We start from the raw sequence: 21,958 nt of genomic DNA, 5'->3' as shown, positions 1-21,958 counted from the left end.
TTCGTGAGGCATTGGCGGACGGGATGAAGGGCGGCGCGAGGCTGGCGGTGCCGGATCGCCCAAAGAACCGGGTCCCGGCTTTCGCCGGGATGATCGGAGTGAGGAGAGGCATGATGAAATCGATCCTGACCGTGACCGCCTTGCTGGTTCTCGGTGCCTGCGCCACCGGCGGCCCTTCGTCGAACACCTACAGCTATACCGCGGGGGACACCGCCTTCACGGGGTGGGTGCGGTTCTCGAACGGGGAATTCCAGCTGTACGGCGATGAGGACCAGGTGCGGCGGCCGTTCTCGCGGCCCTGCGTCTCGGGCGCGGCGTCGCGGGGCGAGATGCAGCAGGCCATGGCGGACCTCAGCGGACAGAAGGTGCGGGTGACCGGGCGGACCGTGGCGTGGAGCGAGGCCGGGAACGGCCGTATCGAGCACGCGCGCTCGGACATCCGCAACGATTGCGGCGGATCGTTCGTGATCCTGGCCGACGACATCCGTCCGGCGAACTGAGCGAAGCCGGATGCGTATTCTTCTGACCAATGACGACGGCATCGAGGCCGAAGGGCTGGCGTGTCTCGAACGGATCGCCCGGACCCTGTCGGACGATGTCTGGGTCTGTGCGCCGCAGGTCGAGCAGTCCGGCAAGGGGCGGGGGATCACCCTGACCGAGCCGTTGCGGGTCAACGCCCTGGGTGAAAAGCGGTTCGCGGTGTCGGGAACCCCGACCGACTGCGTCGTGCTGGCGGTCAACGACCTGATGCCGGAGCGGCCCGATCTGGTGCTGTCCGGGGTCAACCGGGGGCACAATGTCGGCGAGGACTGCTCCTATTCGGGGACGGTGGCGGGGGCCTTACAGGGGATGGCGTTCGGCATCCGCTCGATCGCCCTGAGCCAGAGTCTCGAGCGGTTCCACGACGACGTCATCGCCCACTGGGAGACGGCCGAGGCGTTCGCGCCGGCCATCATCTCGCGTCTGCTGGCCCAGCCCTGGCAGGCCGGGGTGGTGATGAACCTGAACTTCCCCAGCCGGCCCCCGGAGGCCGTGACCGAGGTCGAGGTGACGCGGCAGGGCTTCCGCAATATCGGCGAGATGCATGCGGTCAAGCGGACGGACCTGAGGGGCCGCGACTACTACTGGATGAGCTTCCGGGGGACGAAGCACGACCACCCGGAAGGCACCGACCTGCGGGCCATGGACGACGGCAAGATCTCGGTCACGCCGCTGCATATCGACCTGACCCACGCGCCCAGCATCCACGACCTAAAGGGCGTGCTGGGTGGGGCCCCGCCGAAGACGCTGGCGGCGGAATGAAGCTCAATGACGACAGGGCCGGGCGGCTGATCCTGGGGCTGCGGCAGCAGGGGGTGACGGACGCGCGCGTGCTGGCGGCCATGGAGTCGATCGACCGCGCCGTCTTCGTGCACGAGAAATTCCTCGATCAGGCGTGGGAGGATCAGGCCCTACCGATCGACTGCGCCCAGACCATTTCCCAGCCCTATATCGTCGGGCTGATGACCCAGGCGCTGGACGTTCAGCCGCGCCACCGGGTGCTGGAGATCGGTACTGGCAGCGGCTACCAGGCCGCCGTGCTGAGCCGGCTGGCGCGCTATGTCTATTCGATCGAGCGCTATCGCAGCCTGCTGACCGAGGCGGAAGGCCGATTGAAGGACCTGAAGATCGACAATGTGATCACCCAGCACGGCGACGGGGGGCTGGGCTGGCCCCAGCAGGCGCCGTTCGACCGGATCATGGTGACGGCGGCGTCGCCCGGCGAGCCGACCGAACTGCTGCATCAGCTGAAGCCCGGCGGGGTGCTGGTCTGTCCGGTGGGGCGGACCTCGGTGCAGATGCTGCATCGCTACGTCGGCCAGGACGACGGCTCGTTCCGCCGCGAAAGCCTGAGCGAGGTGCGGTTCGTGCCGCTGGTTGAAGGGACGGCGAAGGAGGGGTGAGGGCTTAGGGCTTAGGGCTTAGGGCCTAGGCGTTAGTGATCAGAGGCCGGGAAAACCTCTGGGTGTCCGGTCCTCGCCGTTTCTGCCGTCGTCCCTACTCCCTAATCCCCAATCCCTAAGCCCTCACCTCCGTTAACCTTCGCGCCCAACTTTGGCGCGGTTTTACAGGTTGTTTGGTCGGACGGGACGGCGCGCTACAAGAGATGATCGAGGGGCGGGAGACGGTATGACCATGCGATTCGCGATCAGGGTTCTGGCGATGGTGGGCGGCGTGATGACGCTGGGGGCCTGTGCCAGCCTGCCGGCCGAGCCGCGCTATTCGATCCGGGCCGACGGATCGGCGCCGGCACGCGTCGCGACGCGGACGCCGGCCTATCCTGCGGCGCCGATCCCGAGCGGCGAGGGCGTGCGCGGGCCGACCCGACCGATGACCGAGGCGCCGCCGCCACGCACCGCGCCGGTCGAGGCGATCGAGGGCGGGGTCCTGTCCGCGCCGGTCAGCACCGCGCCGCGGGTCTATGCCGAAGGCACCATGCCGGCTGCGGGGCCGGCGTCTGACGGATTCCGCGAGCCACCGCCGATGCGCCCCGGCGCGGCCTCTGTTGAAGCCGGCGCGACCTACGAAATACAGCCCGGAGATACCATCTCGGGGATCGGCCGGCGCTTCCAGGCGTCGGTGCAGAGCCTGATCGACCTCAACAGTCTCGGCCCGCGCGCGGCCATCTCGCCCGGCCAGCGACTGATCCTGCCCGCCAGCGCCGTCGATATCGGCGGCGATCCCTATGCCACCGGGCCGTCGCCGAGCGGCGTCTTCGTGCCGGAAGGCGGACCGCCGCCACCACCACCGCCGCCCACGCCGGTGCCCGCACCGCCCCCCGCGCGCAGCGCAGCCCTGCCGCCGCGAGAGCCGGCCGCGACCGCCGTGCCCGTCAGTCCGGCTCCGGCGACCACGACGGTGAGTCTGGACTGGCCGGTGCGCGGCGACATCCTGCGGCGCTTCGGCCCCGTCGGGATGGGAGAGCGCAACAACGGCGTGAACATCGGCGCGGCCGCGGGGTCAGAGGTGCGCGCCGCCGCGGCCGGACGCGTCGGCTATGTCGGTGACGACCTGGCCGGGCAGGGGCTGACGGTGCTGGTCGTGCACCGCGACGGCTGGCGTTCGGTCTATGGCCACCTAGGCTCGGCCGTGGTGCGCGACGGCGACGAGATCCGCTCGGGCCAGCAGATCGGGACCGTCGGCACGACCGCCGGCGACGGGCGGCCCTCGGTGCATTTCGAGACCTGGCGCATGCGCGGGGACCAGCCCACGGCCGTCGATCCGCTGACCGTGTTGCCGCGATAACGCAAAGCGACACAGTGACGACGCATCGCGTTGCAATGTGCGACGGCGTACCCTAGTTTCCGCGCCTCATTTTCAACGGCCGCCTTGCGCGGCTGCAGACGCCTTCGGAGACCATCGTGCAGGAACTTATGGCGGGGCCTTTCGGCACCCTGATCTTCTTCGTCCCCGTAATCATCCTGTTCTACTTCATGCTGATCCGTCCGCAGCAGAAGGCGGCCAAGGCGCACCAGGAGCTGGTGTCCAGTCTCAAGCGCGGCGACACGGTGGTGATGTCGAACGGGATGATCGGAAAGGTCACCCGCGTCGAGAACGACGAAGCCATGGTCGAGATCGCCCAGGGCGTGAACGTGCGTGTCATCAAGCAGATGATCACCCAGGTGCGCGACCGCACGGCGGTGGCCGCCAACGACACCAAGACCATCGCCAAGTCCTGACACCGTTCTGAATAGGTCGGGGACGCCCGTATGATCCATCTGTCGCGCTGGAAGGTCATCCTTCTCGTCTCCGCCCTGCTGTTCGGGCTGTTCTTCGCCTATCCCAACGCCCTGACCCCCGCCCAGCGCGAGGCTCTGCCGGGCTGGCTGCCGAAGAGCGCCCTGAACCTGGGGCTGGACCTGCAGGGCGGATCCTATCTGCTGCTGGAAGTCGACGTTCCGGCCATGCGCGAGAAGCGCCTGACCAACCTGGTCGAAGACGCCCGCACGGTCCTGGCCGAGGCCAGGATCGGGGTGAACAGCATCGGGCGGGATGGAACCAATGTGGTCGTCACCCTGGCCGACCCGACCCAGATGGACCCGGCGCTGCTGGCGATGCGGGCGCTGATCAGCGGCGGCACCAGTGGCGTGGCAGACCGGACTGTCCAGAAGGTTGGCGACAACCGCATCCGCTATGCCTTTACGGAACAGGCCCTCGCTTCGATGGGGTCGGACGCCGTGACCCAGTCGATCGAGGTGGTGCGCCGCCGGATCGACAGCCTCGGCACGCGCGAGCCGTCGATCACGCGTCAGGGTGCCGACCGGATCGTAGTCCAGGCCCCGGGCGAGAGTGATCCGGCCCAGCTGGAACGCGTGATCGGCCAGACGGCCCAGCTGACCTTCCAAATGGTCGACGTCGAGAATTCGGTGGCCGAAGCCGAGGCCGGTGCCGTGCCGCCGGACTCCGAACTCATCCCCGGCGCGGAGGCCGGCGGCCCGGCCTTCTACCTGGTCAAGCGCCGGGTGCTGGTCTCGGGCGAGAACCTGACCAAGGCCGAGGTGACGTCCGACTCGAGCAACCGCACGGCTATCGGCTTCCGCTTCGACGGGGCCGGTGCGCGTCGCTTCGGTGAGGCGACCGCCGCCAACATCGGCAAGCCCTTCGCCATCATCCTGGACGGCAAGGTGATCTCGGCACCGAACATCCGCGGTGCCATCACCGGCGGCTCGGGCATCATCGAGGGCAATTATACGATCCAGCAGGCCGCCGAAATGGTCAACCTGCTGAACGGCGGGGCCCTGCCGGCCCCGTTGAAGGTCGAGGAGCGTCGTACCGTCAGCGCCGAACTGGGTGCCGATGCCGTGTCGGCCGGCGGCCTGTCAACCGCGATCGGCTTCGGCATCATCGTGCTGTTCATGTTCCTCGCCTACGGCTTCCTGTTCGGCGGCATCTCGGTCGTCGGCCTGGTGCTGAACGGCCTGTTGATCATCGCGGCCATGAGCTTCACCCAGGCCACCCTGACCCTGCCCGGCATCGCCGGTCTGATCCTGACCTTCGCGGTCGCCGTGGACGCCAATGTGCTGATCTACGAGCGGATGCGCGACGAGGCCCGCGCGGGCCGAAGCGTGATCGCGTCCATGGACGCGGGCTTCAACAAGGCCATGGGTACCATCATCGACGCCAATGTCACGACCCTGGTGGCCGCGGCCATCATGTTCATATTCGGCGCCGGGCCGGTACGCGGCTTTGCGTGGACGCTGTCGATCGGTGTGTTCACCTCGGTGCTGTCTTCGGTGCTGGTGGCCCAGGTGCTGCTGGCCTACTGGCTGAAGATGGCCAAACCCAAAAAACTGCCGATCGCGGAGTGATGGCGATGCGTGGATGGCCTTTCATCAGACTGCTGCCGCAGAAGACGAATTTCCGTTTCGTCAGCTACGCCCGCTATGCCGCGGCGCTGTCGGTCGTCTTGTGCGTCGCGGCGATCGTCGCCTGCTTCTATCCCGGCCTGCACATGGGCATCGACTTCCGGGGCGGGGCCTCGATGGAGGTCTCCAAGCCCGCCGGCCAGGTCATTGAACTGGATCTCGTCCGCAGCGCGGCGAACCGGCTGGAGCTGGGTGACGTCCAGGTCCAGGGCATCGCACGGCGCGACACCAATATTGAGGACGGCTCGACCGCCATCCTGCGGTTCCAGGTGCCGCAGGGCCGGGACCAGACCGAGGTCGTCAACCAGGTCGAGAGCGCCATCAGCGGTGCCGTGGGCGAGGTGACCTATTCGGGCGTCAGCGTCGTCGGCTCCAAGGTCTCGGGCGAGTTGTTCCGCTCGGGGATCATGGCTCTGGGTGTCGCGATCCTGTTGATGTTCGCCTATATCTGGTTCCGGTTCGAGCCACAATTCGGCTTTGGAGCCATCGCCGGCCTGCTGCACGACGTGATCCTGACCTTCGGCCTGATCGTCCTGTTCAAGCTGGAGTTCAGCCTGACCATGGTCGCCGCCATCCTGACCGTCATCGGCTATTCGATGAACGACACCGTGGTGGTGTTCGACCGCCTTCGCGAGAATCTCCGCAAATACAAGACCATGCCGCTGCGTGAGGTGATCGACCTGTCGCTGAACGAGACCCTGTCCCGTACGATCATCACCGGCATTACCGCCGTGATGGTGCTGGCGGCGCTGGCCTACTACGGCGGCGAGGCCCTGTTCGGCTTCTCCATCGCCCTGATGTTCGGCATCATCGTCGGCACCTATTCCTCGATCTATGTCGGTGCGCCGATCATCCTGCTTTGGGGTGTCAGACGCGGCACGCGCGACAAGGAAGATCTGAAGCCGATCAAGCTGGGGATGGCCAGCCGGCCCTAGGAAACGCGTTCTCCCTCCCCTTCATGGGGAGGGATGTCGGCGCGCAAGCGACGACAGGGTGAGGTGCATCCGGATAATCCCCACCCGGTCGCTTCGCGACCACCCTCCCCATGAAGGGGAGGGAGAGCTATCGTGTCGCCACAACGAATCGAACCGCTCCGGGAGGGGGCTGACCATGGGCAAGCTGCTGTCGAATTTCCGCACCACGATCCTGCTCAGCCTGGTGCTGGCCGGGGTCATGATCCTGTCGTTCGGGCGTATCGCGCCGGGCGGCTTCGACCAGAGCTTCTGGCAGGCGGTCTTCCGCTGGACCCACGTCGTGGCCGGCATCCTGTGGATCGGCCTGCTGTACTATTTCAACTTCGTCCAGATCCGGGTCATGCCCAATATTCCGGCCGAGCTGAAACCGGCTGTCAGCAAGCATATCGCGCCCGAAGCCCTGTTCTGGTTCCGCTGGTCGGCGCTGGCGACCGTGGTTGCGGGCCTGGCGGTCATGCTGATGCGCGGACACGCTTACGCCGCAGAGGTGATGACCTTCGGCCTGGCGCAGGGGCTGACCGAGGACCAGAAGGGCTTCACCCTGATGGGGATCGGTACCTGGCTGGCCATCATCATGTTCCTGAACGTCTGGGGCATCATCTGGCCGAACCAGAAGCGTGCCCTGGGCATTGTGGTCGTCGACGACGCCGCCAAGGCCAAGGCGGCCCGTGTCGCCATGCTGGGCAGCCGCACCAACCTGCTGCTGAGCCTGCCGATGCTGACCTCGATGGCGATGTACCAGACCCTGTTTGGCTGATCCGGCCCACAGTCCCGACGCGCAGGTCCGCGCCGCCGATCCTGACCGCTGGCTGTCCAGTCGCTTCGTGGCCGAGGCCGGCCTGCGCGCGGACCTGATCACGCTCTACGCCTTCGAGGCCGAGCTGATGGCGATCCCGACGCGGGTGACCCAGCCGCTGCTGGCCGAGATGCGATACGTCTGGTGGCGCGAGCAGATGGACGGGGTCTTCGCCGGGACGGCGCGCAAGGGCCATCCGGTCCTTGAAGCGTTGACCGATCTGGTCAGCCGGCATGGTCTGCCGCGCCCGCCGTTCGACGCCCTGATCGAGGCCCATATCGGCCGGGTTCATGGTCAGCCGCACGATCTCGACGCCTTCTATGTCGGCCCGATGCAAACGGCCGTGCAGGTGCTGGCGGGACCCGGGCAGGACGCCAGGGTGGCAGAGGCCGCGCAGGTTCGAGGCCTGTCACAGACCGGGCGGGCGGACGAGGCGAAAGCCCTGCGGGCGGCGGCCAATCGTGACCTGGCCGGTCTGCCCGTGCACGCCTTTCCTGCCGTGGCGGCCGCCGCGCTGACCCGGCCGGAGGCCCCCGAATTCCTGAAGCGACTGACGCTGGTCGTCGCCTCGGTTCGCGGCCGGATCTGACCCCTCAGGCGACCGGGACGGGTCCGCAAGATTGTCGACCCCGCTCAGAAAACGGTGCAGGTTCCAGAGATCGCTGATTGGCGAAGGGGGACTCTGAGGACGATGCGAACTTTCCTGACCGCCGCGGCACTGGCCGCAGCCGCCCTGGCGAGCCCGATCACTGCCGCGGCAGAAGCGCCTGCGCGGGCGATTGTCGCCAATGCAGCGAGTGACGCGGCCAACCAGGTCGTGGTCGAGAGCCTGTACCGCGCCTTTGCAGCGTCCGACGGGGCCGCCCTGGGCACCCTGCTGGCTGTCGACGTGGTCTGGGTCGAGGCCGAGAGCGGTCCCTATGCCGACCGCAACCCCTATCTCGGCCAGGGTGCGGTGTTCGAGGGTATCTTCGGCCGGATCGGCGCGGCCTTCGAGGGTTTTGTGGTGACGCCGCAGACCTATGTCGCCAGTGGTGACAAGGTCGTGGCCATGGGGCGCTACACCGGGACCAACCGCGCCACCGGCGAGGCGCTGGATGCCCAGTTCGTGCACGTCTTCACCGTTGCGGGCGGGAAGGTCACGCATTTCCAGCAATACACCGACACCGCCCGGTGGGTGGATGTGATGACGCCGGACTGACGGGCCGCCTCAGTTCAGGGTGCGCTCAAGGCTTTCGATACGGCGGTCGAGGTCGGCGACGACGGTGTCGAGCCGGTCCCTCTCCGAGGCCATGTCGATCAGCGTGCCGTCCTCATAGGTCAGTTGTGCGCCGCGCGCGATCAGGTCGAGCCGATACAGGGCCGTGACGCGCCTGGCCTTCAGGCGGTCGAGTTCACTGTCTGCCATCAGGCCGCGTCCCGCCAGAGTTTCAGCGCCTCGAGCGCCCGGAGGCTCATCAGGCGCTTCTTGGCCCGGCCGCGTTCCTTGAGCGGGATCTTGACCCCCGCCTCATCGATCTTGGGGGCCTCAAGCGGGGGCAGCAGGCCGTAGTTGATGTTCATCGGCTGGAATTTCGAGATCCCGCCCGGACCCTCGAGATGGCCGCCGGTGATGTGTTCGACGAGGGCCCCCATGGCGGTGTGGACCGGCGGAGCCTCCAGGGGCTTGCCCAGCCGCTCGGCGGCGGCGAGGCGGCCGGTCAGCAGGCCCATGGCGGCGCTCTCGACATAGCCTTCGACGCCCGTGACCTGACCGGCGAAGCGCAGGCGCGGCATGGCTTTCAGGCGAAGCTGGCGGTCCAGGAGTTTGGGACTGTTCAGGAAGGTATTGCGGTGCAGGCCGCCGAGGCGAGCGAACTGGGCGTCCTGAAGGCCCGGGATCATGCGGAAGACATCGGCCTGGGCCCCGTGCTTCAGCTTGGTCTGGAAGCCGACGATGTTGAACAGGGTGCCGAGGGCATTGTCCTGACGCAGCTGGACGATGGCGTAGGCCTTGACCTGGGGGTCGCGCGGATTGGTCAGGCCGACGGGCTTCATCGGGCCGTGGCGCAGGGTTTCGCGGCCGCGCTCGGCCATGACCTCGATGGGCAGGCAGCCGTCGAAATAGGGGACGTTCTCCCACTCCTTGAACTCGGCCTTGGGGCCGTTCAGCAGGGCGTCGATGAAGGCCTCGTACTGGGCCTTGTCCATCGGGCAGTTGACATAGGCGGCGGCGTCTCCGCCCGGGCCCTCCTTGTCATAGCGCGACTGTCGCCAGGCGATGTCGAAGTCGATGGTCTCGGCGTGGACGATGGGGGCGATGGCGTCGAAGAAGCTGAGGCTTTCCTCACCGGTGGCTTTCAGGATGGCGTCGGCCAGAGCCGGGGAGGTCAGGGGGCCGGTGGCGACGATGACATTGTCCCAGCCGTTCGTCTCATCGGCCTCGGGCGGCAGGCCGGCGATCTCCTCGCGGAAGATGGTGATCAGGGGGTGGGCCTCGAGTTTCGCGGTGACCGCCTGCGAGAAGCCGTCCCGGTCGACGGCCAGGGCCCCGCCGGCGGGGACCTGATGGGCGTCGCCGCAACTCATGATGATGGAATCGAGCGCCCGCATCTCGGCGTGCAGCAGGCCGACGGCATTGTGTTCCCAGTCGTCCGAGCGGAACGAGTTGGAACAGACCAGCTCGGCCAGGCCATCGGTATGGTGGGCGTCGGTCTTGACCCCCGGCACGCCGCGCATCTCGTGCAGGAGCACGGGCACGCCGGCGCGGGCGATCTGCCAGGCGGCTTCCGAGCCGGCGAGGCCACCGCCGATGACGTGGATGGGCTTGAGGGGGTTCGTCATGGGCGGTTTCTAGCGGGGGCGGCCGTCTTGGGCTAGGTTGCGCGTGGGTGGGGTGATGAAATGGCGCGATTTTCAATCGGGGCTGCGATCGGCGACGCGTTCGGCCTGATCCGGCGACGGCCTGTGTCCGTGTTTGTCTGGGGTTTTCTGCTCATCGCGCCGGCGCTCGGTTCCGCCGCCCTGGTGTTCCCGGCGATGGGCGAGATTTTCGCCGACATGCCGATGCACGGGCAGCAGGGCCCCGACGACGTCATGGCCGCACCCATGGTCGGCCAGATGATGCAGTTCCAGCTGGCGTCGATGCTGCTCAACATCGGGCAGTTGCTGGTGTCTGTCCTGGTCTATACGGCGATCTTCCGCGCGGTTGTGAGACCACGGGAAAGCGGCTTCTTCTCGTTGCGCATCGGCATGGACGAGCTGCGCGTGGCGGTCGTGGGGCTGGCCATCGGCATCGGCCTTTATGCCGCGCTGTTGCTGCTGATCATCCTGGGCTTTGTGATCGGATTTGCCGTCTCGACCGCCGGTGACACGGCCGTTCTGGTCGGCGTGGTCTGCGTCATGGTGCTGGTCATGGTGCTCGCGATGTTCCTCGCGCTGGCGCGTGTGTCGTTGATGGCGCCGGCCAGTGTGCTGTACCGCGATTTTGCCTTCGTCCAGGGCTGGCGGCTGGCCTCCGGAAAGATGTGGCCGCTGTTCGGGCTGATGATCGTGGCGTTCCTCACGATCCTGGTGATCGAGGCCGTTGTGTTCGCGGGTGCCGCGCTGATCTTCCTGGCAAGCGGAGCGGCGGCTGGCTTCAACTGGATGCATATGGACGAAGCTGTGAACCCGTTCGCGGGCATGGACACCTGGCTCGTCGCCAACTGGTACTGGGCCGTGCTAGGCGGGGTCCTGGCCTCGCTCGTCTATGGAGTTGTGCTGACGTTGGCTGTCGCACCGTTCGCGTCGGCCTGCCGACAGCTCGCCGGAAATGAAGCGCAGCGCGGTGCAGACGATCCTTCGCCAGCACCCGCAGCGTGAGCCGGGATCGCGACCGGATACAAGGAGAGATCATGGCGTTTTCGGCAACTGATGCGGCCTTTGAGGGCTTCCGTCTTGTACGACGCAATCCGCTGGCGCTTGTCGCCTGGACGCTGCTTTACGCGATCCTGACGCTGACCGCCCTGTTCTCGATGTCCAATGTGGTGGGGCAACTCGAAAGCTGGAGCGCGCAGGCGGAGGCGATGGATGCCGTCGAGTCGCCCGGCCTCGACCAGGTCTGGGCGCTGATGTCGGGCTTTGGCGCGATCATGGCCCAGGTGGCCTGGCTGCTGCCGATCAGCCTGCTGGTCGGAGCCATGCTGGCCGCGGCGGTGTCGCGCGGGGTGCTGAAGCCGTCGGGCGGGCGTTTCGGCTATCTGCGCCTCGGCATGGATGAACTGCGCGTGCTGGTGGTCACCTTCGTTCTCGGACTGGTCATGAGCCTTGTGGCCCTGGTCGCCTTTGTGGCCGTCGGGGTCGTGATCGCCGCCGCCAAGACCGCCGGCGGCAGCGGCCCGGCGGCGATCGCGGGCCTTGTCGGCTTCCTCGGCGTGATCTGCCTGATGATCTGGCTGTCGGTCCGTCTCTGCCTGGCGGTGCCGATCACGGTGGCGGAGCGCCGGTTTGCCTTCTTCGATTCCTTCAGCCTGACCAAGGGCCGGTTCTGGCCATTGTTCGGCATGGCGATCATCGCCGTGGTCATGGTCCTGCTGGTCCAACTGCTGTCGTCCATCGTCAGCATGCCGCTGAGCGTCATGTCCGGTCTGCAGAGTTTCTCGTTCAATGGCACTCAGGATACCGAGTCCGTGCGGGCCGCGCTGGACGTCGGCAATCCCTGGGTGATCGCCAATGCGGTCGTGGAGGCGATCGTCTCGGCCATGACCGTCGGCATCATGTACGCGCCGTTTTCGGCCGCCTATCTCAACATCAAGGGCGGTCAGCCGGCGTAGCGGCGCCCGGTAATCGGGGTCGGGTGGAAGAAACCTGAACGTCCCTGCATCCATGGGTCGCTCCGACCGCCTCTTCGATCGCGGCTTCGTGTCCGCGCGATCGTCACAAGGAGCTCTGGATGGCCGGTATTGAACTCTACGCCCCGCGAAAGGGCCGTCATCGGCGGACCTGGACGATCGCCGCGATTGTGCTGGGTGCCGTCTTTCTCATCGGTGGACAGGTGGGGGCCTTGCTGCCGGCGATCGCGACGGGCTTTGTCACTCCGGGGGGCGGGGCCGACGGCTGGCCGCAGATGGCCTATGAGCTGGGGGCCGCCTTTGGCCTGGGCTCGGTTCTGTTGCTGCTCTGGGCCTGGCTGTTCGAGCGCCGGGGACCCGCGGCGCTGGGGCTGAACGCCCGGGGACCGTTGCGGTTCGTGCGCGGCTATCTGATCGGGCTGGCCTTCCTGATGACCGTGGTCGGGGTGATCTGGATCGCCGGTGGCTATGTGGTCGAGGGCGCGGGCGCGTTCGGCTCGGCCGCCGTCGGTGCCGCCCTGCTGCCGATCGGCGTGCTGATGCTGGGTTTCATCATCCAGGGCTCGTCGGAAGAGCTGCTGTTCCGGGGCTGGCTGATGCAGCTCATCGCCTCGCGCCACGGGCTGTGGATCGCGGTGATCGCCAACTCGCTGCTGTTCGCCGTGGCCCACGCCGGCAATATCGAGCCGTCGAACGAACTGTATGTGGGCCTGGCCAACATCGTCCTGTTCGGCCTGTTCATCAGTCTCTATGCCGTCCGCGAAGGATCGCTGTGGGGCGTGTGCGGCTGGCATGCGGCCTGGAACTGGCTGCTGGGCCTCGGCTTTGGGCTCGAGGTGTCGGGCCAGGTGATCGAGACAACGCCTCTGATCACCGACCTGACCGGGGCACCCGGCGCGGCCTGGTGGCTGACCGGCTCCAGCTTCGGGCCCGAGGCCAGTGTCGTCACGACGGCGGTGCTGCTGGCGGGTGTGATCGTGCTGCTGGTGCGCGGCCGGACCTGGGACCACGGTGTGGAACCCGCAGCAGCAGCGCCGCAAGAGGCTTGACGAACCGTCAGCCGGACCGGACCCTCGCCGGGGTGCTGAGGGGCCGTCCATGATATCCGCGGGCAAGGAATCGGGGGCCCGGGGCCGGAGAATGGTCCGGATCGCCGGGCGGATCGTCGCCATGGTGGTCACCGGCCTGTTGCTGCGCGGCGCGGCCGGGCCGGAACCCCTGTGGTGGCTGGCGTGGACGGCTCCGGCGCTGCTGCTGTGGCTTGCGCTGAAGTCCAGCGCTACCGACGCGCGGTGGATGACCTTGGGCGCGGCCCTGATCGGTGCCGGGGCGAACCTGCACTATTTCACCATCGTCACCCGGTCGCCGCTGCTGGCGATCGTGCTGGTGACCGGGATCGCCCTGTTTTGGACGCTCGCGGCCGGGGTGACCCGTCGCGCCGTCCTGTCGCGCCGCAGCGCATGGGCGCTCTTTACCTATCCCGCCGCCTGGGCGGCCATCCATACGGTCATGGCGACGCTGGCACCGGACGGGGACTGGGGCCTGATCGGCTATTCGCAGGGGGACCATCCCGTGATCCTGCAGATCGCGGCCCTGGGGGGCGTCGCGGCCGTCGCCTTCCTCGTCTCCTTGCCCGCTGCGGTCGTGGTGACAGCCTTCACGCTCGCGGCCTCGGGAGAGGGATGGCGGCGCGGGTGGACAGCCTATCTCGCGGCCGCGGTTCTGGGGCTGGCGGCGATGGGCTATGGCGCTGTCCGGCTGGTTCAGCCCGTGACGGGACAAGCCGTCGTCTTCGGGCTGATGGCGCTGGACGCCGACATCAGACCCCGAGCGGCAGCGTCCTGGATCTCACCCATCCGGGACCGGTATCTTACCGGGGTCGAAACGCTGGCGAAGGCCGGGGCCGAGGTCATCGTCCTGCCCGAGAAGATCGCGGTCGGGGATCCGGGACAGATCGACGTCTGGCGCGCCGCCTTGGCCGGGGCCGCCCGGGATCAGGGCGTCTGGCTGGAGGCCGGACTGGCGATCACCCATCCCGACGGTATCCGCAACATGGCCTATCTCTACGCCCCTGACGGACGGGAGGCGGCGGCCTATCGCAAGCAGTTCATGGCTCCGCCGGAACGGACTGAGGGATACAGCGCCGGCAGCGACTATTCGGTCACGCCCGTCGGCGGTGCCCCCTATGGCCTGGCCATCTGCAAGGACATGCATTTCGCCCGTCTGGCGCGGGCCTACGGCCAACTGGATGCGGCCGTCATGCTGGTTCCGGCCTGGGACTTTGGCCACATCGACCAGTGGATGGGCACTCGGATGACGGCGATGCGAGGCGTCGAACAGGGCTTTGCTGTGGTGCGGACCAGCAAGGAGGGCCTGTTGTCGATCAGCGATTCACACGGCCGTATCCTGGTTGAGGCCGAGAGTGCGGCCGGGGCAGGGCGGACCCTGCTGGCGACGCTGACCGTCGAGCCGCGTCGTCCTACCCTCTACGGCCGGATCGGTGACCTGTTCGGATGGCTGTGCCTGGCCTTTGTGGTGGGGATGATATTCCCCTGGCCGCGCCGCCAATCCCGGACCGTCTAGGCCCGCTTTTTCGCACGCGCCGGCTTAGCGGCCGAAGCCGTGGCCCCGCCGGACAGGGCCGCGACGCGCGCCTTGCGGCGGATCTCGTGACGGTCGAGGACCTCCTTGAGGTATTTTCCGGTCCAGCTGTTCGGATGGGCGGCGACCTGTTCGGGGGTGCCGACCGCGACGATCTCGCCGCCCCCGTCGCCGCCCTCGGGGCCGAAGTCGAGCAGCCAGTCGGCGACCTTGATGACGTCGAGATTGTGCTCGATCACGACGATGGTGTTGCCGTTCTCGACCAGTTCCTGAAGCACCTCCAGCAGTTTGCGGGTGTCCTCGAAATGCAGGCCCGTGGTCGGCTCGTCGAGGATGTAGAGGGTCTTGCCGGTGGCGCGTTTCGCCAGCTCCTTGGACAGTTTGACCCGCTGGGCCTCACCGCCCGACAGGGTGGTCGCGGACTGACCGACCTTGACGTAGCCGAGGCCGACGCGGTTCAGGGTCAGCATCTTGTCCCGGATCGAGGGCACGGCCTTGAAGAAGCTGCCGGCCTCTTCAACCGTCATATCCAGAACGTCGGATATGCTCTTGCCCTTGAAGACGATTTCCAGCGTCTCGCGGTTGTAGCGTTTGCCCTTGCAGACGTCGCAGGTGACGTAGACGTCGGGCAGGAAATGCATCTCGATCTTGATCAGGCCGTCGCCCTGGCAGGCCTCGCAGCGGCCGCCCTTGACGTTGAAGCTGAAGCGGCCGGGGCCGTAGCCGCGGGCCTTGGATTCGGGCAGGCCGGCGTACCAGTCGCGGATGGGTCCGAAGGCCCCGGTGTAGGTGGCCGGGTTGGAACGCGGGGTGCGGCCGATGGGCGACTGGTCGATGTCGATGACCTTGTCGAACATCTCCAGCCCCTCGATCCGGTCGAAGGGCGCGGGGGCGTCCGAGGCGTTGTGCAGCCGGCGGGCCGCCGCCTTGTAGAGGGTCTCGATGGTGAAGGTCGACTTTCCGCCGCCCGACACGCCGGTGACGCAGGTGAACAGGCCGGCCGGGATCTCGCCGGTGACGTTCTTCAGATTGTTGCCGCTCGCGCCGCTGATCCTGAGCATCTTCTTGCGGTCGACGGGCCGGCGGCCGTCGGTCGGCAGTTCGATCTCGCGCTCGCCGGTCAGATATTTGGCGGTCAGGGATTTGGGATTGGCCATGACCTCGGCGGGCGTGCCCTGGGCGCAGACCTCGCCACCGTGGATGCCCGCGGCCGGGCCCATGTCGATGACATAGTCGGCCGTCAGGATGGCCTCCTCGTCATGCTCGACGACGAGGACCGAGTTGCCGAGGTCGCGCAGGCCGCGCAGGCTTTCCAGCAGGCGGAAGTTGTCGCGCTGGTGCAGGCCGATGGACGGCTCGTCGAGGACGTAGAGCACCCCCGTCAGGCCCGAACCGATCTGCGAGGCCAGGCGGATGCGCTGGCTCTCGCCGCCGGACAGGGTGCCCGAGGCGCGCGAGAGGCTCAGATAGTCGAGGCCCACATTGTTGAGGAACCGCAGCCGGTCGGTGATTTCCTTCAGGACCCGACGGCCGATCTCCATCTGTTTGTCGGTCAGCTTCCCGTCCAGGTCGGTGAACCAGGCGTGGGCGTGTTTGATCGACAGCCACGACACCTCGGCGATGTCGGTGCCGGCGATCTTGACCGCCAGGGCCTCGGGCTTGAGGCGTTTGCCGTGACAGACCTCGCACGGGGTCTCGGACTGGAACCGGCCCAGTTCCTCGCGCACCCAGGCGGAATCCGTCTCGCGCCAGCGGCGTTCGAGGTTCGGCAGAACGCCCTCGAAGGCCTTGGAAACCTCGTATTTGCGGGCGTTGTCGTCGTAGGTGAATTTGATCTTATCGCCGCCCGAGCCACGCAGGATCACGTCATGCGCCGTGGCCGGCAGCTCGCGCCACGGCTTGTCCATCGAGAAGCCGTAGTGCCGGCTGAGCGACTGCAGGGTCTGGGTATAGAGGGGCGAGGGGCCGCGCGACCACGGCGCGACCGCACCCTTGTGCAGGGTCTTTTCGCGATCCGGGATGACCAGATCGGCATCGAAGGCCAGTTTGACGCCCAGGCCATCACAGGCCGGACAGGCGCCGAACGGATTGTTGAACGAGAACAGCCGCGGCTCGATCTCGGAGATGGTGAAGCCCGAAACGGGGCAGGCGAATTTCTCGGAGAAGGTGAGCCGGCGGGGTTCGGTCTCGCCGTCTGCGGGACTGGCCCATTCGGCCACGGCGATGCCCTCGGCGAGGCCCAGCGCGGTCTGCAGGCTGTCGGCGTAGCGGCTTTCGAGGCCCTGTTTGGTGACGATGCGGTCCACGACGATGTCGATGTCGTGCTTGAATTTCTTGTCGAGGACGGGGGCGTCCTCGATGGCGTGGAACTGGCCGTCGATCTTGACGCGCTGGAAGCCCAGCCGTTGCCACTCGGCCATTTCCTTGCGGTATTCGCCCTTGCGGCCGCGCACGACGGGGGCCAGCAGCAACAGGCGTTCGCCGTCGGGCAGGGCCGTCAGCTTGTCGACCATCATGGAAATGGTCTGGCTTTCGATCGGCAGGCCGGTGGCCGGCGAATAGGGCACGCCGACGCGCGCCCACAGCAGGCGCATATAGTCGTGGATCTCGGTCACCGTGCCGACGGTCGAGCGCGGGTTCTTCGAGGTGGTTTTCTGTTCGATCGAGATGGCGGGCGAGAGACCCTCGATCAGGTCGACGTCCGGCTTGCCCATCAGTTCCAGGAACTGGCGGGCGTAGGCACTCAGGCTCTCGACGTAGCGACGCTGCCCCTCGGCATAGATGGTGTCGAAAGCGAGCGAGCTTTTGCCCGAGCCCGAGAGGCCGGTCATGACGACCAGCTGCTCGCGCGGGATGTCGAGATCGACGCCCTTGAGATTGTGCTCGCGCGCGCCGCGCACGCGGATGAAGTTGTGCTTTTCGATCATGGAGTCCGGGAACGCGGTGGAGCCGGTGAGGGTCCGGCGCGACCACGCTATATGGGGATCAATTCGGCTGATTCAGCAAGAACAATATGGGAACATGGCGGCCCCGCTGACGCAGGTCGTCACTGGTCGAGGAAATCGCCGGCGTTGAAGGTGAGCACGCAGCGATGATCCGCTCCGTCGACCGCGGAACAGGAATCGACGCCGAACAGGTTGGCCTGGACCTTCGCCGTGGAGCGGTAGGTGCGACCGTCATGGTCGAAGGCCGAGTCGATCCGGGCGCTCCACGGGCCGAGCGCATCGAAGAAGGCCCGGGCGGGCGCGCCGGTGCAGGTGAACAGGATCAGCTCCTCGCCGCCCCCGTCCGCGGCCCGCCGGAACGCGCCTGACGTGGCGGCCTGGGCGAGACAGTCGGCATAGAGGCGGGCGTTGGCCGGGGCGGGCTGGCCGGCCAGAGGGGCATAGTCCGGAGCAATAATGACGGGCTCAACGCCGTGAGCGCAGGCCGTGAGGCTGCCACCGAGGGCAAGGGCCGCGAGCAAACGGGTGTGGCGCATGATCTGGTCTCCCCGGGCATCGTGTCACGGTCCCAGCAGCGGTGCTATTGCCGAAATGGCTTGCACCTCAGCGACTTCGACCCCATTCTTCCGTCTCGACAGAGTTCATTGGAGGCCAGACGATCATGATCAGCGCCCTGGAAATCGGTTTCGCCCTTTCCGCATCGCTGCTCGGGCTCGTCTATGTGCTCAGGAACCAGCCCCGTCCCAAACCCGTCCGCATCCGTGCGCGTGACGCCGCTTCGCGTCGCGGACCGCACGCCTGACGGTTTCCCGGTCTTCGTCAATCTGAGGTCAGAGGCGCGTTGGCGATCGCCGGCGTGTGCCCGGTTGATCGGGTGTGCCTAGCCCCAGCCCGCGACCGCGCCGAGCCGACGGGCAGCGACGGGCTGCGCAACCGGTACCGCGGGCTCTGCCGTCGGGCGGCCGAACAGCCAGCCTTGGCCGAAATTGACACCAAGGCCCCGGACGACGGCCGCCTGCTCTTCGGTCTCGACCATCTCGACGACGGTCTTCATCTTCAGGTCACGGCAAAGCTTGATCACATGGGAGATGAGCGCGCGGGACCGCTCGTCGGTCGTGACGTCGCGCACGAAACGCCCGTCGATCTTGACGATGTCCGCCGGCAGACGGTGCAGATAGTCCAGCGAGGCGGCCCCCACGCCGAAATCGTCCAGACAGACGTGAATGCCCTTGTCGCGCAGGGCTGTCAGGCGGCGGGTCGCGGCGTCGAGGTCGCCAATGGCGGCGGTCTCGGTCAGTTCGACCAGGAGGCGCGAGCGGATCGTGGGTGAGGCCGCTGTCATCCGCAGAAGGCCCTCGACATAGCCGTCAGCGCCGATCGACGCGCCTGAGACATTGACTGCCACCCGCGTCGTACCGAACCGCGGCTGTTGCAGCATCTGGAGCGCCTTTTCGGCCACGGCCAGGTCGAAGCTCTCGATCAGACCGAGGGACTCGGCGAGGTGGATCGACTCTGGCGTACCGTGACCGCTGAAACGGGCGAGGGCTTCAAAATGATGGGCGGTGCCGCTCGTGAGATCCGCGATCGGCTGATATTCGAGGGTGAAGCTCCGCTCACGGACAATAGCGCGGAACTTGTCGGCGTCCTTGAAGGTGCGCTTCAGGCTCTCGGAAAAGGTCGCGCCCGCCTGGCTCACGCCGTCCTTGAGACAGGCCTCCAGAGCGAAGCGTAGCGCCCGGACTGTCGGTTCCGCCGGCCCGTCGGTGGCCAGCGCGATTCGGCTGACCATGGCGACCAGATCCAGGCCTTCGGCCATTGCTGCATTGTGGACTTCCTCGGTCAGGTCAGACGCCGTGTCAGCGTCGCAGACGACGGCGAACCGCTCCGGTGACAGGCGCGCCGCTGACGCGCCGTCCACGGACGCGGTCTGAAGGGCGGCCTCGATCCGGGCTGCGGCGCGCTGGCTTGCTTCGCCGGGCTGGGCGAGGCCGGGAACCTCAAGGAAGGACACCGAGAGAGCACCGGCTGCAGGATGAAGGCCGGCCTGGACCCGGCCGAGCAACCCTTCGGCACTCAACAGGGCCGGCGCGGCAGGGATTGCGAGTGTGAACGCGGCTCCGACGTAGGCGAGCGCGCATGAGACAGCCGGCGCGCGTTCGGGCAGTTGGAACAGCCGAATTCGCGCGCGGCGCACGCGGTCGGCACCACATGAAATCAAACCCTCGAGCGGCTCGACCCGAAGGCTTGGCCGGATATCCTGAAGAGCCTTTGTAATGGGCTTGCGGCTGGCCTTGCCGAAGAGGTCCGCCAGCATCCGGCCATGCCAGGCTGTTGCCGGCTCGTCGTCAGGGCCGGGACCTGACCCCAGAACCAGAACAACCCGCCCTTTGCCATCGACCTCCAGCAGCGCATCTGCTGCGGGGATGGCCAGTCCGAGAAGGCTCGTTTTGGTGGTCATCGCTTCCGGTAACATGCGGAGTGTAAAGCCTTGTTCGAGGAACAACCTTAACGGCCGCGTCAGGCCTGACGATTGAGGGCCACGGCGCGGCCGTCACCGGCGGTGGCCTTGCCCGACGCACCGTAGGCGGAGGGCGACCCGCGCTGGCTGGCGACCTCGGCGGCGATTGTCCGGACCAGCCCTTCGGAAATGATACGGGCGGCCTCCACCGCACGGGCGTGACCGGACAGCACAGCCTCGAAGGCCTGGGTCGCCTTGATCAGGGCGGTGCGGTCGGCCGCCGGGGCCGCGGCGAGCACGCCCGGATCGGATTTCAGCTGGGCCGACTCGCGGCGATAGATATTGGCCAGTTGCTGGGTCTCGGTCAGGGTGGCCGCGGCGTCCTGGGGACGGCGCGATTCAAAGACCCGGGACTCTTCCACGAGACGGGCGGTCAGACGGGTCGTCAGGTCAGTCAGCTGGCGGATGCGGGCGCGGGCATTGACGGTGGCGGACTCGGTCATGCGGCGGTCTCCCCGGCTTCCTGCATCTTCAGCATCTGGGCCACGACCTGATCGGCCAAGCCGATGCCGCCGGCCTTGACGGTCTGTTTGGCCATGGCCTCGACCAGAAAGCCGCGCCAGGTGCCTTCGGCCTCACCGCCGCCGAAGGGGGCTTCGGTCGACAGTCCCTCGAACATCGGCTTCATCATCTGCGACAGGAAGGACGCCTCGAACGCCTCGGCCGTCTCACGCATGCGGGCGGTGCCGCGGGCGGATGCGGATGGCGGTGCCGCGGCGGGTTGCAGCAGGGCGGCGGGGACGGACAGTTCGCTCATGTTCACATCACCTCGATGTCGGCTTGCAGGGCACCCGCGGCCTTGATGGCCTGCAGGATGCTGATCATGTCGCGCGGGCTGACGCCGAGGGCGTTCAGGCCGTTGACGAGAGTCGAAAGAGAGGTCCCGCCGCCGACGATCCGCATCTCGCGGCCCAGCTCCTCCTCGACGGCCACCGTCGACTGCGGAACGACCACGGTCTGGCCGCCGCGGCTGAAAGGCTCCGGCTGGCTGACCTCGGAGCTTTCCTGCACCGAGATGGTCAGATTGCCCTGGGCGATGGCGACAGTGGACACGCGGACGGCCTCGCCCATGACGATGACGCCGTTGACCTCGTCGATGATGACCTTGGCGGGCGCGTCGACCTGGACCGGCAGGTTCTCGACCATGCTGATGAACCCCGCCATGCCCATCTGGCCCGGCGCGCGCAGGGCGATGACGGTGCCGTTCTCGGCCAGGGCGGTATTGGGGTAGCTCTGGTTGATGGCGGCGGCGACGCGCTGGGCCGTGGTGAAGTCCGGGTTGCGCAGCGTCAGCCGCACTTCGTTCATATTGGCCAGCTGGAAGCCGGTCTCGCGCTCGACCGTGGCCCCGGAGGCGATCCGACCGGCGGTCGGCACGCCGCGCGTGACCGACGAGCCCGAGGCCCCGCCGCCCGAGACGGCCCCGGTCTGGATCGAACCCTGCGCCACCGCATAGACCTGGCCGTCCGCGCCCTGGAGGCTGGTGACCAGGAGCGTGCCGCCCAGCAGGCTCTTGGCGTCGCACATGCTGGCGACGTTGACGTCAACCCGGGCACCGGGTGTGGCGAAGGGGGGAAGTTCAGCCGTCACCATGATGGCGGCCATGTTCTTGGAGTTGGCATTGGCCCCGCGGATATTCACGCCGAGCCGCTCGGTCATGCCTTCGAGCGATTGCCGGGTGAAGGGGCAGTTGCGCAGACTGTCGCCCGTTCCGTTCAGCCCGACCACCAGGCCGTAGCCGACCAGCTGGTTGGTACGGACACCCTCGATGGCCGCTATGTCCTTGATCCGCGACTGGGCGGACGCCGGCGCGGCGAAACCGGCCACCGCCGCGGCGGTCAGGAGAGAAGCGAGCAGTTTCTGCATAGGCAGGGCGTCCACATACTGTTGCCCCTCCCGTTATGCGAG

23 protein-coding genes are annotated in these 21,958 nt (G+C 67.3%); 15 read left to right on the top strand and 8 right to left on the bottom strand.

Annotated elements, in window-relative coordinates:
* The first annotated feature begins 113 nt into the window (after positions 1-113).
* The 10 genes from ACP7AS_RS09290 (at position 114) to ACP7AS_RS09245 (ending at position 8,376) form a co-directional block, all read left to right on the top strand.
* The gene (locus tag ACP7AS_RS09290) at positions 114-500 is read left to right on the top strand and encodes a hypothetical protein (protein WP_426028583.1); all 387 of its coding nucleotides are present in this window, start codon (positions 114-116) and stop codon (positions 498-500) included.
* 10 nt (positions 501-510) lie between these two features.
* Positions 511-1,302 carry a 5'/3'-nucleotidase SurE gene (surE, locus tag ACP7AS_RS09285; protein WP_426028582.1) on the top strand — a complete coding sequence of 264 codons (792 nt, stop codon included), beginning with the start codon at positions 511-513 and terminating at the stop codon, positions 1,300-1,302.
* Positions 1,299-1,943 (top strand): protein-L-isoaspartate(D-aspartate) O-methyltransferase, encoded by a 645-nt coding sequence (locus ACP7AS_RS09280; protein ID WP_426028581.1) that lies wholly within the window; start codon positions 1,299-1,301, stop codon positions 1,941-1,943. The genes surE and ACP7AS_RS09280 overlap by 4 nt, the downstream gene beginning before the upstream one ends.
* Positions 1,944-2,169: 226 nt before the next feature.
* Positions 2,170-3,285, top strand: coding sequence for a peptidoglycan DD-metalloendopeptidase family protein (locus ACP7AS_RS09275; RefSeq protein WP_426028580.1), 1,116 nt, complete (start codon positions 2,170-2,172; stop codon positions 3,283-3,285).
* Positions 3,286-3,413: 128 nt separating this feature from the next.
* Entirely contained in the window at positions 3,414-3,719 is a 306-nt protein-coding gene (gene yajC / locus ACP7AS_RS09270; protein ID WP_426028790.1) for a preprotein translocase subunit YajC, read from the top strand.
* A gap of 30 nt (positions 3,720-3,749) precedes the next feature.
* On the top strand, positions 3,750-5,348 hold the full coding sequence (gene secD / locus ACP7AS_RS09265) for a protein translocase subunit SecD (protein WP_426028579.1): 1,599 nt from the start codon (positions 3,750-3,752) through the stop codon (positions 5,346-5,348).
* The gene (gene secF, locus ACP7AS_RS09260) at positions 5,348-6,340 is read left to right on the top strand and encodes a protein translocase subunit SecF (RefSeq protein ID WP_426028578.1); all 993 of its coding nucleotides are present in this window, start codon (positions 5,348-5,350) and stop codon (positions 6,338-6,340) included. The genes secD and secF overlap by 1 nt, the downstream gene beginning before the upstream one ends.
* A gap of 175 nt (positions 6,341-6,515) precedes the next feature.
* Positions 6,516-7,136: a hypothetical protein gene (locus tag ACP7AS_RS09255; protein ID WP_426028577.1), complete on the top strand. Its 621-nt coding sequence runs from the start codon at positions 6,516-6,518 to the stop codon at positions 7,134-7,136.
* The gene (locus ACP7AS_RS09250) at positions 7,129-7,764 is read left to right on the top strand and encodes a squalene/phytoene synthase family protein (protein ID WP_426028576.1); all 636 of its coding nucleotides are present in this window, start codon (positions 7,129-7,131) and stop codon (positions 7,762-7,764) included. The genes ACP7AS_RS09255 and ACP7AS_RS09250 overlap by 8 nt, the downstream gene beginning before the upstream one ends.
* A gap of 102 nt (positions 7,765-7,866) precedes the next feature.
* Entirely contained in the window at positions 7,867-8,376 is a 510-nt protein-coding gene (locus ACP7AS_RS09245; protein ID WP_426028575.1) for a nuclear transport factor 2 family protein, read from the top strand.
* 9 nt (positions 8,377-8,385) lie between these two features.
* Here the strand turns inward: ACP7AS_RS09245 and ACP7AS_RS09240 are convergent, their stop codons facing one another.
* A complete protein-coding gene (locus ACP7AS_RS09240; RefSeq protein ID WP_426028574.1) occupies positions 8,386-8,583 on the bottom strand; it encodes a hypothetical protein in 198 nt (65 codons plus the stop codon).
* Complete coding sequence (trmFO, locus tag ACP7AS_RS09235; protein WP_426028573.1) at positions 8,583-9,998, bottom strand: methylenetetrahydrofolate--tRNA-(uracil(54)-C(5))-methyltransferase (FADH(2)-oxidizing) TrmFO; 1,416 nt, start codon at positions 9,996-9,998, stop codon at positions 8,583-8,585. The genes ACP7AS_RS09240 and trmFO overlap by 1 nt, the downstream gene beginning before the upstream one ends.
* 123 nt (positions 9,999-10,121) lie before the next feature.
* Between trmFO and ACP7AS_RS09230 the strand changes: the two genes are divergently transcribed.
* From ACP7AS_RS09230 to ACP7AS_RS09215, 4 genes are all read left to right on the top strand, one after another.
* Entirely contained in the window at positions 10,122-11,018 is an 897-nt protein-coding gene (locus tag ACP7AS_RS09230) for a hypothetical protein (protein ID WP_426028572.1), read from the top strand.
* Positions 11,019-11,050: 32 nt separating this feature from the next.
* A complete protein-coding gene (locus tag ACP7AS_RS09225) occupies positions 11,051-11,968 on the top strand; it encodes a hypothetical protein (RefSeq protein WP_426028571.1) in 918 nt (305 codons plus the stop codon).
* Between the two features lie 119 nt (positions 11,969-12,087).
* Positions 12,088-13,035: a CPBP family intramembrane glutamic endopeptidase gene (locus tag ACP7AS_RS09220; protein WP_426028570.1), complete on the top strand. Its 948-nt coding sequence runs from the start codon at positions 12,088-12,090 to the stop codon at positions 13,033-13,035.
* A 91-nt stretch (positions 13,036-13,126) separates the two neighbouring features.
* A complete protein-coding gene (locus ACP7AS_RS09215) occupies positions 13,127-14,569 on the top strand; it encodes a nitrilase-related carbon-nitrogen hydrolase (RefSeq protein WP_426028569.1) in 1,443 nt (480 codons plus the stop codon).
* On the opposite strand, the gene uvrA is transcribed toward ACP7AS_RS09215, so the two are convergent.
* Both uvrA and ACP7AS_RS09205 read right to left on the bottom strand, forming a co-directional pair.
* Positions 14,566-17,514, bottom strand: coding sequence for an excinuclease ABC subunit UvrA (uvrA, locus tag ACP7AS_RS09210; RefSeq protein ID WP_426028568.1), 2,949 nt, complete (start codon positions 17,512-17,514; stop codon positions 14,566-14,568). The genes ACP7AS_RS09215 and uvrA overlap by 4 nt on opposite strands.
* 119 nt (positions 17,515-17,633) lie before the next feature.
* Positions 17,634-18,068, bottom strand: coding sequence for a hypothetical protein (locus ACP7AS_RS09205; RefSeq protein WP_426028567.1), 435 nt, complete (start codon positions 18,066-18,068; stop codon positions 17,634-17,636).
* Positions 18,069-18,193: 125 nt separating this feature from the next.
* Here ACP7AS_RS09205 and ACP7AS_RS09200 point away from each other — a divergent pair, with 125 nt between their 5' ends.
* On the top strand, positions 18,194-18,334 hold the full coding sequence (locus ACP7AS_RS09200; protein ID WP_426028566.1) for a hypothetical protein: 141 nt from the start codon (positions 18,194-18,196) through the stop codon (positions 18,332-18,334).
* A gap of 78 nt (positions 18,335-18,412) precedes the next feature.
* On the opposite strand, the gene ACP7AS_RS09195 is transcribed toward ACP7AS_RS09200, so the two are convergent.
* From ACP7AS_RS09195 to ACP7AS_RS09180, 4 genes are read right to left on the bottom strand one after another with little or no spacing between them, the layout of a single operon-like run.
* The gene (locus ACP7AS_RS09195; protein ID WP_426028565.1) at positions 18,413-19,990 is read right to left on the bottom strand and encodes an EAL domain-containing protein; all 1,578 of its coding nucleotides are present in this window, start codon (positions 19,988-19,990) and stop codon (positions 18,413-18,415) included.
* Between the two features lie 59 nt (positions 19,991-20,049).
* A complete protein-coding gene (locus tag ACP7AS_RS09190; RefSeq protein ID WP_426028564.1) occupies positions 20,050-20,493 on the bottom strand; it encodes a flagellar basal-body protein FlbY in 444 nt (147 codons plus the stop codon).
* Positions 20,490-20,807 (bottom strand): rod-binding protein, encoded by a 318-nt coding sequence (locus tag ACP7AS_RS09185; protein WP_426028563.1) that lies wholly within the window; start codon positions 20,805-20,807, stop codon positions 20,490-20,492. Before ACP7AS_RS09185 ends, ACP7AS_RS09190 begins: the two co-directional genes overlap by 4 nt.
* Positions 20,808-20,809: 2 nt before the next feature.
* Entirely contained in the window at positions 20,810-21,916 is a 1,107-nt protein-coding gene (locus tag ACP7AS_RS09180; protein WP_426028789.1) for a flagellar basal body P-ring protein FlgI, read from the bottom strand.
* Positions 21,917-21,958 lie beyond the last annotated feature (42 nt).

The organism is Brevundimonas sp. TWP2-3-4b2 (genome assembly GCF_049897345.1).
In the GTDB taxonomy this organism is placed as follows: Bacteria; Pseudomonadota; Alphaproteobacteria; order Caulobacterales; family Caulobacteraceae; genus Brevundimonas.
Note: the sequence above shows the minus strand (reverse complement) of the source record. Positions and strands in the feature narration are given on the sequence as shown.

What these genes read in the sequence shown, in the direction of transcription:
- ACP7AS_RS09280 (WP_426028581.1), top strand. Translation starts at nt 1,299, where the DNA reads ATGAAGCTCAATGACGACAGGGCCGGGCGGCTGATCCTGGGGCTGCGG.
- ACP7AS_RS09225 (WP_426028571.1), top strand. Translation starts at nt 11,051, where the DNA reads ATGGCGTTTTCGGCAACTGATGCGGCCTTTGAGGGCTTCCGTCTTGTA.
- ACP7AS_RS09200 (WP_426028566.1), top strand. Translation starts at nt 18,194, where the DNA reads ATGATCAGCGCCCTGGAAATCGGTTTCGCCCTTTCCGCATCGCTGCTC.
- uvrA (WP_426028568.1), bottom strand. Translation starts at nt 17,514, where the DNA reads ATGATCGAAAAGCACAACTTCATCCGCGTGCGCGGCGCGCGCGAGCAC.
- secD (WP_426028579.1), top strand. Translation starts at nt 3,750, where the DNA reads ATGATCCATCTGTCGCGCTGGAAGGTCATCCTTCTCGTCTCCGCCCTG.
- trmFO (WP_426028573.1), bottom strand. Translation starts at nt 9,998, where the DNA reads ATGACGAACCCCCTCAAGCCCATCCACGTCATCGGCGGTGGCCTCGCC.
- ACP7AS_RS09190 (WP_426028564.1), bottom strand. Translation starts at nt 20,493, where the DNA reads ATGACCGAGTCCGCCACCGTCAATGCCCGCGCCCGCATCCGCCAGCTG.
- ACP7AS_RS09215 (WP_426028569.1), top strand. Translation starts at nt 13,127, where the DNA reads ATGGTCCGGATCGCCGGGCGGATCGTCGCCATGGTGGTCACCGGCCTG.
- ACP7AS_RS09290 (WP_426028583.1), top strand. Translation starts at nt 114, where the DNA reads ATGAAATCGATCCTGACCGTGACCGCCTTGCTGGTTCTCGGTGCCTGC.
- ACP7AS_RS09195 (WP_426028565.1), bottom strand. Translation starts at nt 19,990, where the DNA reads ATGACCACCAAAACGAGCCTTCTCGGACTGGCCATCCCCGCAGCAGAT.
- surE (WP_426028582.1), top strand. Translation starts at nt 511, where the DNA reads ATGCGTATTCTTCTGACCAATGACGACGGCATCGAGGCCGAAGGGCTG.
- secF (WP_426028578.1), top strand. Translation starts at nt 5,348, where the DNA reads ATGGCGATGCGTGGATGGCCTTTCATCAGACTGCTGCCGCAGAAGACG.
- ACP7AS_RS09255 (WP_426028577.1), top strand. Translation starts at nt 6,516, where the DNA reads ATGGGCAAGCTGCTGTCGAATTTCCGCACCACGATCCTGCTCAGCCTG.
- ACP7AS_RS09220 (WP_426028570.1), top strand. Translation starts at nt 12,088, where the DNA reads ATGGCCGGTATTGAACTCTACGCCCCGCGAAAGGGCCGTCATCGGCGG.
- ACP7AS_RS09205 (WP_426028567.1), bottom strand. Translation starts at nt 18,068, where the DNA reads ATGCGCCACACCCGTTTGCTCGCGGCCCTTGCCCTCGGTGGCAGCCTC.
- ACP7AS_RS09275 (WP_426028580.1), top strand. Translation starts at nt 2,170, where the DNA reads ATGACCATGCGATTCGCGATCAGGGTTCTGGCGATGGTGGGCGGCGTG.
- ACP7AS_RS09185 (WP_426028563.1), bottom strand. Translation starts at nt 20,807, where the DNA reads ATGAGCGAACTGTCCGTCCCCGCCGCCCTGCTGCAACCCGCCGCGGCA.
- ACP7AS_RS09240 (WP_426028574.1), bottom strand. Translation starts at nt 8,583, where the DNA reads ATGGCAGACAGTGAACTCGACCGCCTGAAGGCCAGGCGCGTCACGGCC.
- ACP7AS_RS09245 (WP_426028575.1), top strand. Translation starts at nt 7,867, where the DNA reads ATGCGAACTTTCCTGACCGCCGCGGCACTGGCCGCAGCCGCCCTGGCG.
- yajC (WP_426028790.1), top strand. Translation starts at nt 3,414, where the DNA reads ATGGCGGGGCCTTTCGGCACCCTGATCTTCTTCGTCCCCGTAATCATC.
- ACP7AS_RS09180 (WP_426028789.1), bottom strand. Translation starts at nt 21,916, where the DNA reads ATGCAGAAACTGCTCGCTTCTCTCCTGACCGCCGCGGCGGTGGCCGGT.